The organism is Candidatus Dormiibacterota bacterium (assembly GCA_035532035.1).
In the GTDB taxonomy this organism is placed as follows: Bacteria; Vulcanimicrobiota; Vulcanimicrobiia; order Vulcanimicrobiales; family Vulcanimicrobiaceae; genus Tyrphobacter.
The window spans coordinates 23,497-40,063 of record DATKRS010000015.1 but is presented as its reverse complement, the minus strand read 5'-3'; the positions used below and the strand labels follow the sequence as shown (position 1 = coordinate 40,063).

Sequence of the window (16,567 nt, the reverse complement as noted above, 5' to 3'; positions counted from 1 at the left end):
CGCGGAGAGCACGCGATCCTGCTTCAGAACGTCGGGCTTCGAGTAGACGTGGTGGTCGTTATAGAGTATGGGTATTTGCCCCGACGGCGGAGAGCCGAAGTTGGGCGGCGGCGCCTGATCCGAGGCCTGCGCGAGCGCATTGGGTCCAATGTTGCCATGCGTTGCAGAGGCCGATGGAGCAGCGACCGCGTTGAGTCCGAGACCGGCTGCGAGCAGCGCGGTGAGGATCCCGATGCTCAGTCGCTTCAAAGCTTCCTCCTAGGTTGAGAAGATGAGGACCTCGGGTTGTCCCTCAGTGCTCCAACGCTGAAGCAGCAGCCCTGGCCGCCGCACCGGTCCTCGGTCACGTCGGCCCCGGGCCACCCAGAGGGCAATCCTTGGCATCACTTCGGGAGGCTGGTTAGCCCCCCTGCTAGGAGAGCTTTTCCTGCAACTTCGAGAGGAACTTTGACCGCTCGATGATGTACCGCTCATGGCTGCCCTCGGCCACTGCTTCCTGCTCGTCGAAAACCCTCACGGCGAAGGTGACCCGGGGGCCGTCGATCGTGACGATCTCGACCTCGATTTTGACGATGAACCCCACGGGGACGGGCTCCCGGTGCTCGAGCTCGATGTGGGTGCCCAGGCTGACGCGGCCTTCCTCTAAGAATGGCGCGAGGCAGTCGGTCGCCGCTTGCTCGATCATCTGGACGAGCACCGAGGTGGCGAGGACGTCCACGCCCTTGTTGCCGGCGTGCTCGGCGGTCATCCACTCCTCGACGCGGCTCTGCAGGCTGTGCGAGCGGCCGATGTCGAGCTTTGCCATCGTGGGGGGACCGATACGTCGGCACTTCCGGAGCTTCCTAGAGGATGCTTGAGGTTTTTGTGCTGCGGATTGAATCATGCGGGGCCGTCGGAGGGTATTCACCCCAGCCGACACATATGAGAACAGGGGAGATATGCACCATCACCGTTTGACTGCGGCGGCGCTTGCTGCGCTCGTCTTGGCTGCGTGCGGCCAACGTGGAGGCTCGCAAGCCGCGCCGCCACTCAACGTCGACGTAGCCGCGGCAAAGCGCCAAGACATCGCGACGTATATCACGCTCGACGGCCAGATCGCGCCGCTCGAGCAGTCGTCGCTCGCCTTTCAGCAGAGCGGCGCGATCACCGGCGTCTACGTCAACGTCGGCGATCGCGTTCGCCGCGGCGAGCTGCTGGCGCGCATCGACGACTCGTTGCTGCGCGCGCAGTACGCCCAAGCGCAGGCCGCGTATCGCCAAGCGTCGGCAACGGCGCGTGGAGCGGTGATCGGTCTGCCGGTGGCACAGACGCAAAACACGACCGCCCTCTCGACCGCGAGAGCGGCATATCAAAACGCGCGCATGGTCTTCGACCAAGACAGCGCGCTCTTTCGCCAAGGATACGTCTCGCAGCAGACGTTGGAGGCCGCGCGCTCCGCGCTCGTCCAGGCGCAGAGCGCGTACCAAAGCGCCACGATGGGCGTACGCAACAACGTCGTCGCCGGCGAAAACGTAAAGGCATCGCTCGCGAGCGCCCAGAGCGCACAGGCCCAAGCCGGCTTGCTCGAGACCGAGATCGGACAGACGTATCTGTACGCTCCCTACGACGGCGTCATCACCGCGCGGCTGATGGACCCTGGGTCGCAAGCCGGACCCCAAGTTCCCGTGCTCGACATCTCTCGCGTCAGCACCGTGTGGATCAACGTCAACGTTCCCGACTCGGACCTGGCGTACGTGACGCCCGGCAAGCTGCTCGTCTTCAGCACGGATTCGCTGCCTGGGCGCTCGTTCCACGGGCGCATCGCGGCGGTCAATGCGGTGCCGACGGCGGGCACGCTCTCGTACCTCGCGCGTATGAATCTTCCTAATCCCGACAGCCTGCTGCGCGGAGGGATGCTCGTCAACGTCGTCATCACGCAGGCGCGCCGGAGGGGCGCGATCGTCGTTCCGCGATCCGCCGTTTCGCAGACGGGCGCCGGAACGTTCGTGTATGCGGTCCACGGCAACGTCGCCTCGCAGGTACCGGTTCGTCTCGGCCTGGAAACCGATACGCTCGCTCAAGTGATCAGCCCGAGGATCGTGCCTGGCACCTTGGTCATCACGACGCGCCCAGACGCGCTACGCGACGGGAGCGCGGTTGCCGTGGCGGGAACGCCCGCCCCGTGAGTATTCGTCTTGCAGCATTGCTCGCGCTGGCTGCGGTCGTCGCGCCGCCGTTTGCGCGCGCGCAGAACCCGATACCGATTCCTACGCCGGTCCCCACGCCCGCGGCGACGCTGTCGCCGCTGCCCTATCCTGCCTACGGCACGCCTGCGCCAGACGTTCAGCTCCTCGTGCCGCATACCGGCGTTCCGCCGCGCGTTTCGCTCTCGCAGGCAATCGACATCGCCGTCGCGGTCTCGCCGACGTTTGCTTCGCAGCGAGCGGTCTACAGCGAGCTTCGCGCGCGTTACAGCGCCGAGCAGCAAGCGCTCTTTCCCGCGATCAGTGCGAACGGCTCGTGGGAGAAGAGTTTCGCCGGCGGCTCCTCGCGCTGCAATCCGTCAATCCCGACAACTTGCACGACCTCGACGCAGATCACGACGGTCGAGAGCGCGGGCTACACCGTGTCGCAGTTGATCTTCGACGGCGGCCGCGTGATCTCGGCGATCCGCGCGGCAAAAGAGTCAGACATCGCGGGGCGCGGCACGCTTCTACGCGAGCTCGATACCCTCGGGTACGACGTCGCGCAATCCTACTATACGGTGTTGCAAGACAAAGCGCTCATCGACGCGGATCGGCAGCTCGTGCACGAGTTCGAAACCTCCGAGAACGCCGTGCGGGCGCAGATTCGTAACGGCGTCTCGGCGCTCTCGGCGCTAGCGCAAGCAGAGTATCAAACGGCAAAGGCTCGAGGCGCGCTCGTCCAGGCGCAAGGCGCCGAGATCACGGCGCAAGGTCAGTTCGCGACGCTGCTCGGGCTCGACGCAAACACGGAGATCGTCCCGGAGGCGCTCGGTGCGGACACCTACACCGCCACGCCGACGTACGCGAAATCATTGCAGCAGGCGTTGCTCCTGCGACCAGACTACCAGTCCGCGCAGCACACCGTGATCGCAGACCGCGATAATCTGCGCTACGCGGAGCTCGCGCGCGTGCCAACGATCACCGGGTCGTGGAACGACTCGACGGCGCGCCAGTTTCCGGCGCTTCCTCCACCGTACGGCAACAACGGCCACTGGCAGCCGGCGCGATCGCTGGGAGCGACGATCACGTTCCCGATCTACGATCAAGGCTTGACCTGGTATAATACAGAGGTCGCGAAGTACACGCTCGACGAGGCGAACGCAGCGCTCGCGCTGGCGAAGCTCACGGTCGAGTCGGACGTGCGCTCGGCGCTGGCGCAGCTCTTCTCCGCTCGAGCCAATCTCGTTCAAGCCCACTCCGAGCTTTCGAGCGCGCAAGTCAGCATGCAGGCGGCGCAGGCGAGCTACCGCGTCGGCGTCGGGACGATTCTCGACCTCGTCACCGCCGAGGCGAACCTCGCCACGGCGCAGAGCGACTACATCACGGCGCTCTACGGCGTGCGCACCGCAGAGCAAAACTACCTCTACGCGACAGGCTTGAGCGACCTACGGCTCTGAGCGTGCGGTGAACGCGAGCGTCCCGGCGAACGTCTCCGACCCCGTCAACGCGGCGATTCTTGCCGTCTCGGAGGACCGCCTCACGGGATTTCAGGAGGATCCGTTCGGGGAGATCGCCGCGCGCAGCGGCATCGACGTCGAAACCGTCATCGACCGAATCACTGCGATGCTGCGTGCTGGCACGATTCGCCGCATTCGTCAGACGCTGATGGCGACGAACCTGGCGCGGGGTGCACTCTGCGCTTGGGAAGTTTCGAACGATCAGCTCGACGCCGCGTTCGCGTACATGGTGCGCGACGATCCGTTTTCCGGTCACGTCGTCATCCGAACGACCGATGCGATATCTGCAGGAAGCACGTACCGCCTATGGACGACGCTAAAGGTGCCGCAGGGATTTTCGCTCGGCAAACATGCGGAGTTTCTTCGCCAGCACGTCGGCGCGACGCGCTTTCGCGCCATGCCCGCGCGCATGCTCTTCACACTCGGCGTTGGCCACGTACGCCGGCGCGGGCTCGAGCCCGGCTCGCGCGCCGAGGCGCTAGCCGAGCCGCTCGACACGGCCGTCGTTTCCTTGACGCAGCTCGAGTGGCGCGTCCTCACGACGCTCAAACGCGAGTTCCGCGCCGAGGAGATCGTCCGCGAGCTTTGGCAGGCGCGCGCCGACGAAGCTGGCGTCGACCTCACGACGTTTTCGCGAACGGCACGCGATCTCAATGCAAAAGGCGTGGTCGGGCGCTTTTCGACCTTTCTCGAGCACGTGAAAGCGACGGCGCAAGGCGAGCGAGTGACGCGCTACAACGCGCTCTTTCACTGGGCGGTGCCGCGCGGGCGCGAAATCGATGCCGGTCGCGAGGTGGGGCGCCATCACGTCATCACCCACGCCTACTGGCGTGAGGGCGGCGAAGAGTTCCACGACGTCAACATCATGGCGGTCGCACACGGCATGGACAAGGAGCTGGTGCTCGCGCACAAGGCCGCAATCGACGCGCATCTGCGAGAGGCCGGCATCGACTTCGCATATACGAACGTCTTTTGGGGAGGCCGCAGCGAGATCAAGCCGTCGGAGATCGTCCCGGCGGCGTACGTCGGGTTCTGCGAGCGTAACGGGCTGGATCCGCGGGAGATGCGGGAGTAAGCGGGCCTCGCACGGCGAAGTCGGCGCCATGAAGCCACTTGCGACCGGCGCCTGCATCCTCGCCCTGATTGCCGCGGGCGGGTGCACCCAGAGCACGACGACCACCACGACGACGAGCGTCGGCTCCGGCCGCGTCAACGCGTGGACGATCCCGCACGTCCTGCGCTATGCAACCGCGGAGGATATCAGCTCCCTCAATCCGGCGTTGAGCCAGCAGAGCACGCTCGGCCTCATGTCGTCGCTCACCGCCGCGTGGCTCGTCAAGTGGGATCGCAACAATCGCCCGATCCCCGAGATCGCGACCGAGGTTCCGACGAAAGCGAACGGCGGCGTCAGCCCCGACGGTTTGACGATCACCTATCACGTTCGCAAGGGCGTTCGCTGGTCGGACGGAGCGCCGCTCAACGCCGACGACGTCGTCTGGTCGATCCACGCGATTCTCAATCCCGCGAATAACGTCGTCAGTCGCACCGGATGGGATCGCATCAAGCGCGTCGACGAGCCGAACAAGTACACGGTGATCCTTCATCTCTCCAGACCGTACTCGCCCTTCGTCGTCGTCTTCTTTTCGAGCGCGGACGCGAACCCGTCGATTCTCCCCAAGCACATCCTCGCCAAGTATCCGAACTTCAACAACGTCCCGTTCGACGCGCTGCCGGTCGGCGCGGGACCGTTCATGTACAAGGCGTGGAATCGCAGCCAAGACGTCGTCATGGTTCGCAACCCCTATTACTGGCGGGGGCAGCCGAAGCTCAAAGAGATCGATTTCGAGATCGTCCCCGACCGTAACACCGTCTTCACGGAGCTACAGGCTCACGCTTTGGACCTCTGGTATCCGATGCCGGGAAACTATTTCGGGCGCATCGCGGAACTGGGTAATGGTTTTAGGTACTTACGGCGGCCGGCGTATCTGTACAACCATATCGACTTCAACGTGAGCCGGCCGGCGGTCAGCGACCCGGTCGTTCGACACGCGCTCGAGCTCGCGATCGATCGCAAGACGCTGCTCGACAAGATCGCGCACGGCGTCGGCATTCTGGAAGAAGAGCCCGCGCCGCCGTCGGCGCCGTACTTCGACCCGAACGTTCCCTTCGTGAACTTCGACATCGCAAAGGCAAACGCGATTCTCGACGCCGACGGCTGGACGCGCGGGTCCGACGGCATACGTCAGAAGAACGGCGTTCGTCTCGCCCTCGAGGTTGCGAGTTCGGCGGGCTCGCCCGACACGGATAGCATGCTCGCACTCATCCAGCAATGGTGGAAGCAGATCGGGGTTGCGATGACGGTGCGCCGCTACGAGTCCTCACAACTCTTCAACACGTATCAAGCCGGCGGCATCGTGTACAACGGCAAGTGGGACGTCGTCTTCTTTGCCTGGGGGAACGACCCGATCGGCGACTACTCGTTCGTCTACGGATGCGACCAAATCCCACCGAACGGGCAGAACGATCTGCACTGGTGCAACCACACGGCGGACGACGCGATGCACGCGCTCTTCACCCACTACGACCAGGCACAGCGCAATGCCGACGACACGATCCTCTTTCAACAACTGGCCAAGGACGTGCCGACGATCGTGACCTACGTTCGTGAAGACGTGTACGCCTACAACCGCGATCTGAAGGGCTTCCACCCGAACTCCGTGACCCCGTTCGACGACTTCATGAACGTAGACATTTAAGTCACCATCCAGAGCGGCTGCCTGCAAGACATCCGCGTCACGTTCATGGACCATCACCAGGTCGAACGGCGCAACTTCGACACCTGCCGGTACGATCTACGGGTGAACAGCTGAAGCCCGGAGAGCCGTGACGCGCACCTCCATGACGGCTCGCGAGCGTCATGGCGGGTGTGCCGACCAAATGGGGCGCGCACTCGATTGCATCGCCGTTCACACGAAATTGGCGCAGGCTTGGCGCAACACCGGGAGGAAGAGAGCCTCGCTTCTTCTATTCTACAGGAGTTCGCGCATGCGCAGTTTTTCATCGATCGTCGCCGTTCTGACCGTCGCCGCTTTTGCGGCTTGCAGCCACGGCAGCTCGTCTTCGTCGTCAACCACGAGCGCGCAAGCGTCGCCGGGCGCCGCCCCGGTAGCCGCTTCGGCCGCACCCGCCGCCGTCTCGCCCGCGCCGGCAGAATCGACCGCCGTCTCGCCCGCGCCGGCAGAATCGACCGCCGCCTCGGCTGCGCCGGCGGCCTCGAGTGCGTCGGAGAGCAATCCGAGCAATTCCGGTGCCACATCGGCGGATCATCCGCTCACCGTCATCAACAATGCCGATCAAGGCATCGAGTACATCAACATCTCCCCGGTGAACAGTAACCAATGGGGCGATGATTGGCTCCAACCCGACCAAGTTCTCGGCCCCGGCAGTCGTATGACATTCACGATCCAGAGCGGCTGTTTGCAAGACATCCGTGTCACGTTCATGGACCACCACCAGGACGAAAAACACAACTTCGACACTTGCCAGTACGACCTTCGGGTGAACAACTAGGCAAGCAACCCAAGGGTCATGCGTACACCCCGTGACGGCTCGCGAGCGTCACTGGGCTGTCGTCGCCCTCAGGCTTTTTAAAGTTTATGCGCTTGGAGTGGGCGCGAATGGCACGCGGTGCTAGAACCAGGGTCTAAGGCTCGGACGGCAGCAGGTCCACACCATCAAGAGCCGACGTCGCAGACGACTCAGGGGGTACAATTTTCAGATCTTCATAATGTCCAAAGCCACCGGCGTAGGAGAACTAAAAGAGTTGTGGGCTTTGACCGATCGTTTATCCGCCGACAGAATGGTGCGATGAATCTGCATTAAGGCAGGTCTGATTTATTCGAGATTACATGGCTTTTGCCAAACCGCGGGAAAGAAATGCTCATGAGCAAGCCGACCCTCGACCAGATAAACGTCGTTTGCAGCGATGTCGACGCGTCGATTGCGTTCTACCACAGACTTGGTGTGGAGATTCCCAATAACCGGGTGTGGCGAACACCTACGGGCGGGCATCATGCCAGCGGTGTAGCCCAGGCAGGGGGTCGCGTGATGGATTTCGATCTCGATTCCACCGCATTCGCGCAACATTGGAACACAGGCTGGAAGGATCGAACAGACGTGAGCGGCCGAGTCGTCATCGGATTTGGAGTGCCTGCGCGCGCGGACGTGGATGGTCTGTACCGCGACATGACCGGCGCTGGATACCGCGGATTGCAAGAACCGTACGACGCTTTGTGGGGCGCACGCTACGCGATCATCGAAGACCCTGACGGAATCGCTGTCGGATTGATGAGTCCCGTGTCGCCGGATAAGAAGTCGCCAACCCCAGATTTGTGATTGCCGGCGTCATGGGATGAGACGAATCCCCATCGTTGAGCGGTATGGGAAGACGACGAGGCGGGCAAAGTTCTTGAGCGAGATGAATCGCGTAATCCCTTGGAAGCGGCTGCGCAGAATCGTGCAGCCGTTTTACTATAAGGAGGCCGATGGCGCCGGTCGAGCTGGAGCGGATGCTGCGCATCTATTTCTTGCAGCATTGGTTCAATCTGAGCGACCCAGCCGTCTCAGAGAGTCCTGAGCGAGGCGTATCCGGCTCGGAGACGCCGCTCGCCGCTCGCCTGGCGCGGCTCCGGCTCAGAGCCAAGGGGCGGTGGGGCCCGCGTAGACCTGCGTATAGAGCGTCTCGGGAGCGGGCAATGGCTCGTTCTCGACCGCGTCGGTCGTCTCGTTGACGAGTCGCGTGATCTCTTCGCGCATCGTCGCGATTTGCGCGACGCTCAAAACGCCTTGTTCGACGAGCCTCTGCTCGAAGCGCGGAACCGGGTCCTTCGCTCGCTCTTGCGCGACCTCTTCGCGCGTGCGGTACGTGCGCTCGTCGTCGTCGGTCGTGTGCGAGAGAAAGCGATAGCACTTCGCCTCCACGAGCGTCGGGCCGCCGCCGGCGACGGCTTTCTCGCGAGCGCGCTCTACGGCACTATAGACGGCGACGGGGTCGAAGCCATCCACAGCGACGCCCTCGAATCCGTACCCTTGCGCGCGTTCGGCGACGTTGGGGTTGCCCATCTGCTTGCTCACGTGCGTCGAGATCGCCCACTGATTGTTCTCGCAGAGAAAGACGACGGGCACCCTGTGGATGGCTGCGAAGTTGACGGCTTCGTGCCACTCGCCTTCGCTCGTCGCGCCTTCGCCGAACGTACAGAGCACGGCGCGATCGCTCTCGGCGCGGTACTTCAACGCGAAGGCCGCGCCGACCGCGTGCGTGCACTGCGATGCAATGATCGACGAGATCGAAGCAATCCCCTTCGATTTGCCGGTGACATGATTGATGATCGAGCGCCCTGCGGTCGTGTCGGTCGCGCGTGCGAACTGCGATCGAAAGAGATCGGCGAGTGAGAACCCGCAGGCCAAGAGGATTCCCGTGTTGCGGTAATACGGATAGAGCAAGTCTTTCCCGCGCACGAACGCCATGCCCGCGCCGGCCTGCACGGCCTCGTGGCCTTCAGAGCCCATGGCGATGCCGATCTTGCCTTGCCGATTCAACTGGAAACCGCGCGTGTCCACGGCGCGCTGCAGGAGCATGTTGCGCAGAAGCGTGACGAGCTGTTCGTCTGAAAGCTCGAGAGCCGGCTTCGGCCGGGTTCTTGCAGCCATGAGCCTTGAGTTGCGACGGCGTCAGGGCCGCCTCCCGCTCGTCCTCTTGGAGCGCGGCTGTCGCGGAGGGAACGGCGGGGAGGCAGCGCACTACGCGGCAATGGTCAACGCGAGAGAGCGCCACGATATCGACTCGTTGACCGACGTCGCGTTTCGGATCTTCGCCGAGCGTGGGTTCGACGCGACGTCGATGGACGAGATTGCCAAAGCTGCCGGCATCACGAAAGCGAGCATCTACCATCACGTGCCGGGCAAAGAGGCGCTGCTTGCGCGAGGGCTTGAGCGTGCGTTGACGGCGCTCTTCGCCGTTCTCGACGAGCCTACCGCGAGAAAAGGGAACGCGCGCGCGCGCTTAGAGGCGATCGTCGTGCGCGTTGCGGAGGTAACGATGCAGTTATTGCCGGAGGTCAGCGTGCTCTTCCGCGTACGCGGCAACTCGAAGACCGAGCGCGCGGCGATGGAGCGCCGGCGCGCATTCGATGCCCACGTGACCGAACTCGTCCGGTCGGCGCAGAGCGACGGAAGCATTCGCTCGGACGTCGATGCCGGGCTTGCGACGCGGCTGGCGTTCGGGATGTCGAACTCGGTCGTGGAATGGTATCGACCCGGCGGGCGCATCGCCGCCTGGCAGATTGCCCGAGCGATCTCACGCGTCGTCTTCGAGGGCCTGGGCGCGATTTGACGGGCTATCGTCGGAAGCGATAAAATAGCGTCGGAACCTACCATTTGGTAGGGAGCGGAGAGATGGAAGAGAGACTGCGCAGCTACGTCTGCGGTCGCTGGTTCGAGGCAGAAACGGGATTCGTCGAGGTGCGCTCGGCGATCGACGGGCACGTCGTGACGCGCGTATCGAGCCAAGGGGTCGATTTCCAAGGCGTGCTCGACCACGCACGCGCCGTGGGCGGACCGGCGCTACGCCGCATGACCTTTCACGAACGTGCGGAGCTCGTAAAACGGCTCGCGCTTCATCTCTCCGAGCACAAGCAACGTTTCTACGAGTTGTCGTTCGATACGGGAGCGACGCAAAAGGACTGTTTCGTCGACGTCGACGGCGGCATCATGACGCTGTTCTCGTTTGCGTCGAAGGGACGCCGCGAGCTGCCGAACGCGCACGTCGCGCTCGATGGTGCGCTCGAGCCGCTCTCCAAGGGCGGCACGTTCTTCGCGCGTCACGTCATGACGCCGCTCCATGGCGTCGCCATCCACATCAACGCGTACAATTTTCCATGTTGGGGCATGCTCGAAAAGCTTGCCCCTGCGATCATCGCAGGCGTACCCCTCGTCGCGAAACCGGCAACGCCCTCTGCATACGTCGCCCACGCCGTGTTCGAGGAAATCGTGCGCTCGGGCATCTTTCCCGAAGGCAGCGTGCAGTTCGTGGCGGGCGGACTTGGTGACGCGCTCGATCGCTTGACGGGGCAGGACGTGGTTTCTTTCACGGGATCCCGCACGACGTCGACGCGGCTGCAAGCCGTGCCCGCCGTACGCGAGAACGCGGTGCGATTCGTTGCGGAGCGTGACTCCCTCAATGCGGCGATCCTTGCGCCCGACGCCGCACCCGGAACGCCCGAGTTCGATCTCTTCGTCAAGGAGATCGTGCGCGAGATCACGACGAAGGCAGGTCAACGCTGCACGTGCATCCGTCGTGCGATCGCTCCCCGCACCTATCTCGACGACGTGCAGCGCGCTCTGACGGAACGGTTGAAGAAGGTCGTCGTCGGAAGCCCGCGCGCCGAAGGCGCGACGATGGGCGCCCTCGTGAGCCTCGCGCAGCGAGACGACGTGCGCGCGCGCGTTGCCGAGCTCGCGACCGAAGCAGCGATCGTCTACGGCGATCCAGCGCACGTCGATTGCGTCGGCGCGGACGATCGATCCGGTGCGTTCATGTCGCCGATCGTTCTGCGCTGCGACCGGCCGCTCGACGCCGCGAAGGTCCACGACGTCGAAGCGTTCGGCCCGGTAACGACGCTGATGCCGTACGACGGCGTCGCGCAGGCGATCGAGATCGCCAATCGCGGCGGGGGGAGCCTCGTTGCTTCGGTCTTCGGCCATGCCGCCGCCGTTGACGACATCGTGCTTGGAATCGCTCCGTTCCACGGACGCGTCCTCGTCGTCGATCGTGACTGCGCGAAGGAGCAGACCGGGCATGGCTCGCCGCTCGCTCCGCTCGTGCACGGCGGGCCGGGTCGCGCAGGCGGCGGTGAGGAGATGGGCGGCGTACGGGGCGTCTTCCACTACATGCAGCGCACGGCCGTGCAGGGCTCGCCGTCGCGGGTGGCATCGGTGAGCGGTCAATGGAATCCGGGCGCGGCCGAACACCCATCGACGCGCCACCCGTTCGAGCTCTCCTTCGAGGCGCTCCGCGTCGGCGAGACGTTCTACACCGGGGCGCGCGAAGTGACGCTCGCGGACATCGAGCACTTCGCACAGTTCACCGGCGACGGGTTCTACGCGCACATGGACGAGGCGGCCGCGAAGGCGAGCCCGTTTTTCGATGGGCGCGTCGCGCACGGGTACCTACTGCTCTCGTTCGCGGCAGGACTCTTCGTGAAGCCCGAGCTCGGGCCGGTTCTCGCGAACTACGGCCTGGAGAGCTTGCGCTTCCTCAAGCCGGTCTATCCCGGCGACACCATGCGCGTACGGCTCACCGTCAAAGAGAAGACGCCGCGCAAAGCGGAGTATGGCGAGGTGCGCTGGTCGGTGACGATCTTCAACCAGAGCGACGAGGTGGTCGCGCAGTACGATCTGCTCACGATGAACGCAACCGAGGCTCACGTGCCGGCGCTGGAGGTCGTCTAACATCTACACGCAGATGAGCGACGGCATCGAGGGGAAGCCGAACGCAGCCGACGAGCGCGAGGACGCATTCAACGCGCGTCTCGATCGATCGGTGAAGATCGAACCGCCGGATTGGATGCCGGAGGCGTACCGCAAGACGCTGGTGCGCCAGATCTCGCAGCATGCCCACTCGGAGATCGTCGGCATGCTGCCCGAAGGAAACTGGATCACGCGCGCGCCGTCGTTGCAGCGCAAAGTGATCTTGCTTGCAAAAGTGCAAGACGAGGCAGGACACGGGCTGTACCTCTACAGCGCTGCGGAAACGCTCGGCACGCCACGCGACGAGATGGTGGAAGCGCTTCACTCGGGCAAAGCAAAGTATTCAAGCATCTTCAACTACCCGACGCTGACATGGGCGGACGTCGGTGCCATCGGATGGCTGGTCGACGGTGCGGCGATCATCAATCAAATTCCCATTACGCGTTGCTCGTACGGCCCCTACGCGCGAGCGATGGTACGCATCTGCAAAGAGGAGAGTTTCCACCAGCGTCAAGGCTTCGATATCATGTGGACGCTCGCGCACGGTACGCCCGCGCAACGAGCCATGGCGCAGGACGCCCTGGATCGGTGGTGGTGGCCGGCGGTGATGATGTTCGGTCCTCCGGACGCGGCGTCGGTGCACAGCGAACAGTCGCTGCGATGGAAGATCAAGCTCTTCACGAACGACGAGCTGCGCCAGAAGTTTGTCGATCAGACGGTTCCACAGTCCGAGCGTCTCGGTCTGACGATTCCCGACCCGGATCTTCGCTGGAACGAGGCCACGCAGCATTACGAGATCGGCGCGGTCGATTGGGACGAGTTCTATCGCGTGATTCGTGGCGACGGCCCGTGCAATCGCGAGCGTCTGCAGGCACGGATCGACGCATGGGAAGACGGCGCGTGGGTGCGCGATGCCGCCGCCGAGCACGCACGCAAGGCCGAAGCGAGGAGCGCTGCATGAGCAAGACGTGGCCGCAGTGGGAGATCTTCGTGCGCAGCGAGGCCGGCCTCGCGCATAAACACGTTGGAAGCCTGCATGCGACCGATGCACGGATGGCGCTCGAGAACGCCCGCGATCTGTATACGCGGCGCAACGAAGGCGTCAGCATCTGGGTGGTCAGGTCCGCCGACGTTCACGCGACCGATCCATCGGAAGGCGAGGCGTTTTTCGAGCCGTCAGAGGACAAGCGCTACCGCCATCCGACCTTCTATCACGTTCCGGAGGGCGTGAAGCACCTGTGACGACCGCGGTCTCCGATTCTCGCGCAGAGTACGTGCTTCGTTTCGCCGACAGCGCTTTGGTGCTGGCGCAGCGGCTGTCTGCCTGGATCGGACACGCGCCGGTCATGGAAGAAGACGTGGCGCTCGCGAACGTGTCACTCGATCTCTTCGGACAGGCGCGTCTGTGGCTAGCCTACGCCGGCGAGCTCGAGGGTGCGGGTCGCGATGAGGACCGCCTGGCCTACCATCGAGACGCACGCGAGTTTCGCAACGTCCTGCTCGTAGAGCGGCCGAACGGAGATTTTGCCGTGACGACGGTGCGCGGCTACTTCTATGATCTCTGGGCGCACTTCGCGCTCGGCGCGCTCGCACGCTCGAGCGACGAGCGCATCGCTGCGATCGCGCAGAAGACGTTCAAGGAGAACGCCTACCATCTGCGCCGCAGCGAAGACTGGCTAGTGCGCCTCGGCGACGGAACGCGAGAGAGCCGCGAGCGCGCGCAGCGCGCCGCGAACGATCTTTGGCGATACACGGGCGAGCTCTTCCTGGGCGACGACGTCGATGCGTCGATGCACTCGCGCGCTATCGGATTCAGCCCGGAGGCGTTGCGCGAGCCCTGGCTCGAGCGCGTACGGGAGAGCTTCTCCTCGGCGACGCTCGACGTTCCCGCCGATACGTGGATGCAGCGCGGAGGGAGGCAGGGCGTGCATACGGAGGCCCTCGGGTACCTGCTTGCCGAGATGCAAGTCTTGCCGCGTGCGATGCCGGAGGCGATATGGTGAGCGTCGAGACGGTGCTGCGTTGGCTCGACGATGTAGCGGATCCGGAGATCCCCGTGCTCTCCATCACGGATCTCGGCATCGTCCGCGGCGTCCGGTACGACGGCGAGGCGCTCGAGGTCGCGTTGACGCCGACGTACTCAGGCTGCCCTGCGACGAGCGTGATTCGAGAGGACGTGTTACGAGCGCTTCGTCAGCACGGCGTCGAGAACGCGCGCGTCGCCGTGCAACTCGCGCCGGCATGGACGACGGACTGGCTCAGCGAGCGCGGGCGCGAGCGCCTGCGCGCATTCGGTATCGCCCCACCGCATCCGGCGCTGGAACTGGGCCCGGTCATCCTCGGCGTACCTTGCCCTCGTTGCGATTCGGATGCGACGCGCGAGCAGAGCCGTTTCGGCTCCACGCCGTGCAAGGCGCTGTACCGGTGCGATGCGTGCGGCGAGCCTTTCGAGTACGTGAAGCCGCATTAATGAAGTTCCATGCGCTGACCGTGCGCGAGGTGCGCAAGGAGACGCGTGACGCGATCGCCGTGGAGTTCGACGTCCCGGCGCATCTTCGCGACGAGTTTGCTTTTACGCAAGGGCAGTATCTCACGTTGCGCGCGACGATCGACGGGAACGAGGAGCGGCGATCCTATTCGATCTGCTCGAGCCCGCTCGACGGGCGGCTGCGCGTTGCGATCAAGCGTGTCGACGACGGGCGTTTCTCTGCATGGGCGCACGAACGCCTCCGCCGGGGCGAACGTCTCGACGTCGCGCCCCCCGAGGGCCGCTTCTTCCTGCCGCTCGATCCGTCCAATCGCGGACACTACGTGGCATTCGCCGCAGGCAGCGGGATCACGCCGGTGCTCTCGCTCGTCGAAACGGCGCTCGCGATCGAGACGCACAGCCGATTCACGCTCGTCTACGGCAATCGCTCGTCGTCGTCAACGATGTTTCGTGAGGAACTCTTACGTCTCAAGGACCGCTACCTCGAGCGCTTCTCGCTGATCTTCGTCACGAGTCGCGAGAAGCAGGAGGTCGATCTCTTCAACGGGCGCATCGACGGCGAGCGAGCGCGCGCGCTCACCGAGCGATGGATCGATCTCGACGACGTCGACGCCGTCTTTCTCTGTGGCCCGGAGACGATGATGGAGAGCGTCGGCGCCGCACTCGCGGATCGTGGATTCGACCGGTCCCGCATCATCCTAGAGCGCTTCACCACCGACGGGGAGGTCCGCCGGGAGATCCGGCGCCGCGGCGAAACGGCACAGCGGGAGGTGCTCTGCCGGGTCAGCGTGACGCTCGACGGAGCGGTGAGGGCGTTCGACGTGCATAAAGGAAGTGAATCGATCCTCGATGCCGGTCTGCGAAACGGAATCGATCTCCCGTATTCGTGCAAGAGCGGTATCTGCTCTTCATGCCGTGCGCAGCTGACGGCGGGAGAGGTCGACATGGACGTGCATTTCGCTCTCGAGGATTACGAGGTACGTAGCGGCGTCGTGCTCATGTGTCAGAGCCACCCGGTAACCGATCGCGTCGAGCTCGACGTCGATGCGATCGCGGCGCAGCTCATATGACGCACGACCTGCTCGTGACGCGCGACGGCGGCGTGCTGCGGATGACGATCGATCGCCCGGAGAAGCTCAACGCGTTGACGCGAAGCACGATCGACGCCCTGAGGTCCGGATTCGAAGAAGCCGGACGCGACGCGGCAACCCGCGTCATCGTTTTGACGGGAACCGGCAGAGCCTTCTGCGCCGGTCAGGACCTCGGCGATCCGAGCATCGTCCCAGGGAGCGATTTGGGCGAGGTACTCGAGCGTCATTACAATCCGCTCGTGCGTGCGATGCGCGAGCTCGAGAAACCGGTGCTCGCGCGGGTCAACGGCATTGCGGCCGGCGCGGGCGCGAACCTCGCCTTTGCGTGCGACATCGTCCTTGCGGGGGCGTCGGCCACCTTCGTCGAGTCGTTCTCGCGCATCGGCTTGCTCCCGGATTCCGGTGGCACGTGGATGTTGCCGAGACTCATCGGCCACGCTCGCGCCGTCGCGCTCGCGATGCTGGGATCACCGCTCGACGCGCGGCAGGCCTACGAATGGGGAGCGATTTGGAAGGTCGTCCCCGACGGCGAGCTCGATGCGGCGTGCGACGAGCTGGCGCACGCGCTCTCACGCGCGCCGACGAAAGCGCTCGGCGCGATCAAGGCGGCGATGGCAGCGTCGTGGAGCCAGGATCTTGGCGCGCAGCTCGAAACCGAGCGCAACGCGCAGCGCGCGCTCGGCGCTACGCGCGATTTCCACGAGGGGGTCGAGGCGTTCGCGCGCAAGCGCGAGCCCTCGTTTCGAGGAGAGTGATCTGACCGCAACCGCCAACGACGAC

General features: G+C 64.4%; 17 protein-coding genes and 1 pseudogene. 14 read left to right on the top strand and 4 right to left on the bottom strand.

All coding sequences use genetic code 11. The annotated features are described in order from the left end of the window. The coding region (locus VMV82_05260) for a hypothetical protein (GenBank protein HUY40957.1) at positions 1–249 on the bottom strand (249 nt) is incomplete at its 3' end. Between the two features lie 163 nt (positions 250–412). Beyond that, positions 413–805, bottom strand: coding sequence for a thioesterase family protein (locus VMV82_05255; GenBank protein HUY40956.1), 393 nt, complete (start codon positions 803–805; stop codon positions 413–415). 133 nt (positions 806–938) lie between these two features. Between VMV82_05255 and VMV82_05250 the strand changes: the two genes are divergently transcribed. The 4 genes from VMV82_05250 to VMV82_05235 are packed head-to-tail and all read left to right on the top strand — an operon-like array spanning position 939 to position 6,438. After that, positions 939–2,165 (top strand): efflux RND transporter periplasmic adaptor subunit, encoded by a 1,227-nt coding sequence (locus tag VMV82_05250; protein HUY40955.1) that lies wholly within the window; start codon positions 939–941, stop codon positions 2,163–2,165. Then, complete coding sequence (locus VMV82_05245) at positions 2,162–3,622, top strand: TolC family protein (GenBank protein ID HUY40954.1); 1,461 nt, start codon at positions 2,162–2,164, stop codon at positions 3,620–3,622. The genes VMV82_05250 and VMV82_05245 overlap by 4 nt, the downstream gene beginning before the upstream one ends. A 7-nt stretch (positions 3,623–3,629) precedes the next feature. Further along, positions 3,630–4,757 (top strand): Lrp/AsnC family transcriptional regulator, encoded by a 1,128-nt coding sequence (locus VMV82_05240; GenBank protein HUY40953.1) that lies wholly within the window; start codon positions 3,630–3,632, stop codon positions 4,755–4,757. A 28-nt stretch (positions 4,758–4,785) separates the two neighbouring features. After that, the gene (locus VMV82_05235) at positions 4,786–6,438 is read left to right on the top strand and encodes a peptide ABC transporter substrate-binding protein (protein ID HUY40952.1); all 1,653 of its coding nucleotides are present in this window, start codon (positions 4,786–4,788) and stop codon (positions 6,436–6,438) included. Between the two features lie 273 nt (positions 6,439–6,711). Here the strand turns inward: VMV82_05235 and VMV82_05230 are convergent, their stop codons facing one another. Then, positions 6,712–6,996 (bottom strand): hypothetical protein, encoded by a 285-nt coding sequence (locus VMV82_05230; protein HUY40951.1) that lies wholly within the window; start codon positions 6,994–6,996, stop codon positions 6,712–6,714. 628 nt (positions 6,997–7,624) lie between these two features. Here VMV82_05230 and VMV82_05225 point away from each other — a divergent pair. Continuing rightward, entirely contained in the window at positions 7,625–8,077 is a 453-nt protein-coding gene (locus VMV82_05225) for a VOC family protein (GenBank protein HUY40950.1), read from the top strand. A gap of 16 nt (positions 8,078–8,093) precedes the next feature. Then, positions 8,094–8,313 (top strand): annotated as a pseudogene (locus VMV82_05220) (IS5/IS1182 family transposase). A gap of 61 nt (positions 8,314–8,374) precedes the next feature. Here the strand turns inward: VMV82_05220 and VMV82_05215 are convergent. Next, positions 8,375–9,391, bottom strand: coding sequence for a thiamine pyrophosphate-dependent dehydrogenase E1 component subunit alpha (locus VMV82_05215; protein HUY40949.1), 1,017 nt, complete (start codon positions 9,389–9,391; stop codon positions 8,375–8,377). A 100-nt stretch (positions 9,392–9,491) separates the two neighbouring features. Between VMV82_05215 and VMV82_05210 the strand changes: the two genes are divergently transcribed. The 8 genes from VMV82_05210 (at position 9,492) to VMV82_05175 (ending at position 16,542) form a co-directional block, all read left to right on the top strand. Further along, complete coding sequence (locus tag VMV82_05210; protein ID HUY40948.1) at positions 9,492–10,073, top strand: TetR/AcrR family transcriptional regulator; 582 nt, start codon at positions 9,492–9,494, stop codon at positions 10,071–10,073. A gap of 62 nt (positions 10,074–10,135) precedes the next feature. Continuing rightward, positions 10,136–12,190: a phenylacetic acid degradation bifunctional protein PaaZ gene (gene paaZ / locus VMV82_05205; protein ID HUY40947.1), complete on the top strand. Its 2,055-nt coding sequence runs from the start codon at positions 10,136–10,138 to the stop codon at positions 12,188–12,190. A gap of 13 nt (positions 12,191–12,203) precedes the next feature. Next, positions 12,204–13,169, top strand: a complete 966-nt coding sequence (paaA, locus tag VMV82_05200; GenBank protein HUY40946.1) for a 1,2-phenylacetyl-CoA epoxidase subunit PaaA — start codon at positions 12,204–12,206, stop codon at positions 13,167–13,169. After that, entirely contained in the window at positions 13,166–13,450 is a 285-nt protein-coding gene (paaB, locus tag VMV82_05195) for a 1,2-phenylacetyl-CoA epoxidase subunit PaaB (GenBank protein ID HUY40945.1), read from the top strand. Before paaA ends, paaB begins: the two co-directional genes overlap by 4 nt. After that, positions 13,447–14,211, top strand: coding sequence for a 1,2-phenylacetyl-CoA epoxidase subunit PaaC (paaC, locus tag VMV82_05190; GenBank protein ID HUY40944.1), 765 nt, complete (start codon positions 13,447–13,449; stop codon positions 14,209–14,211). The genes paaB and paaC overlap by 4 nt, the downstream gene beginning before the upstream one ends. Continuing rightward, on the top strand, positions 14,205–14,678 hold the full coding sequence (gene paaD / locus VMV82_05185; GenBank protein ID HUY40943.1) for a 1,2-phenylacetyl-CoA epoxidase subunit PaaD: 474 nt from the start codon (positions 14,205–14,207) through the stop codon (positions 14,676–14,678). The genes paaC and paaD overlap by 7 nt, the downstream gene beginning before the upstream one ends. Continuing rightward, positions 14,678–15,766: a 1,2-phenylacetyl-CoA epoxidase subunit PaaE gene (gene paaE, locus VMV82_05180; protein ID HUY40942.1), complete on the top strand. Its 1,089-nt coding sequence runs from the start codon at positions 14,678–14,680 to the stop codon at positions 15,764–15,766. Before paaD ends, paaE begins: the two co-directional genes overlap by 1 nt. After that, positions 15,763–16,542 (top strand): enoyl-CoA hydratase-related protein, encoded by a 780-nt coding sequence (locus VMV82_05175; GenBank protein ID HUY40941.1) that lies wholly within the window; start codon positions 15,763–15,765, stop codon positions 16,540–16,542. The genes paaE and VMV82_05175 overlap by 4 nt, the downstream gene beginning before the upstream one ends. The last annotated feature ends 25 nt before the right edge of the window (positions 16,543–16,567 follow it).

What these genes read in the sequence shown, in the direction of transcription:
- VMV82_05210 (HUY40948.1), top strand. Translation starts at nt 9,492, where the DNA reads ATGGTCAACGCGAGAGAGCGCCACGATATCGACTCGTTGACCGACGTC.
- paaA (HUY40946.1), top strand. Translation starts at nt 12,204, where the DNA reads ATGAGCGACGGCATCGAGGGGAAGCCGAACGCAGCCGACGAGCGCGAG.
- VMV82_05235 (HUY40952.1), top strand. Translation starts at nt 4,786, where the DNA reads ATGAAGCCACTTGCGACCGGCGCCTGCATCCTCGCCCTGATTGCCGCG.
- VMV82_05225 (HUY40950.1), top strand. Translation starts at nt 7,625, where the DNA reads ATGAGCAAGCCGACCCTCGACCAGATAAACGTCGTTTGCAGCGATGTC.
- VMV82_05215 (HUY40949.1), bottom strand. Translation starts at nt 9,391, where the DNA reads ATGGCTGCAAGAACCCGGCCGAAGCCGGCTCTCGAGCTTTCAGACGAA.
- paaB (HUY40945.1), top strand. Translation starts at nt 13,166, where the DNA reads ATGAGCAAGACGTGGCCGCAGTGGGAGATCTTCGTGCGCAGCGAGGCC.
- VMV82_05250 (HUY40955.1), top strand. Translation starts at nt 939, where the DNA reads ATGCACCATCACCGTTTGACTGCGGCGGCGCTTGCTGCGCTCGTCTTG.
- VMV82_05255 (HUY40956.1), bottom strand. Translation starts at nt 805, where the DNA reads ATGGCAAAGCTCGACATCGGCCGCTCGCACAGCCTGCAGAGCCGCGTC.
- paaD (HUY40943.1), top strand. Translation starts at nt 14,205, where the DNA reads ATGGTGAGCGTCGAGACGGTGCTGCGTTGGCTCGACGATGTAGCGGAT.
- paaE (HUY40942.1), top strand. Translation starts at nt 14,678, where the DNA reads ATGAAGTTCCATGCGCTGACCGTGCGCGAGGTGCGCAAGGAGACGCGT.
- paaZ (HUY40947.1), top strand. Translation starts at nt 10,136, where the DNA reads ATGGAAGAGAGACTGCGCAGCTACGTCTGCGGTCGCTGGTTCGAGGCA.
- VMV82_05175 (HUY40941.1), top strand. Translation starts at nt 15,763, where the DNA reads ATGACGCACGACCTGCTCGTGACGCGCGACGGCGGCGTGCTGCGGATG.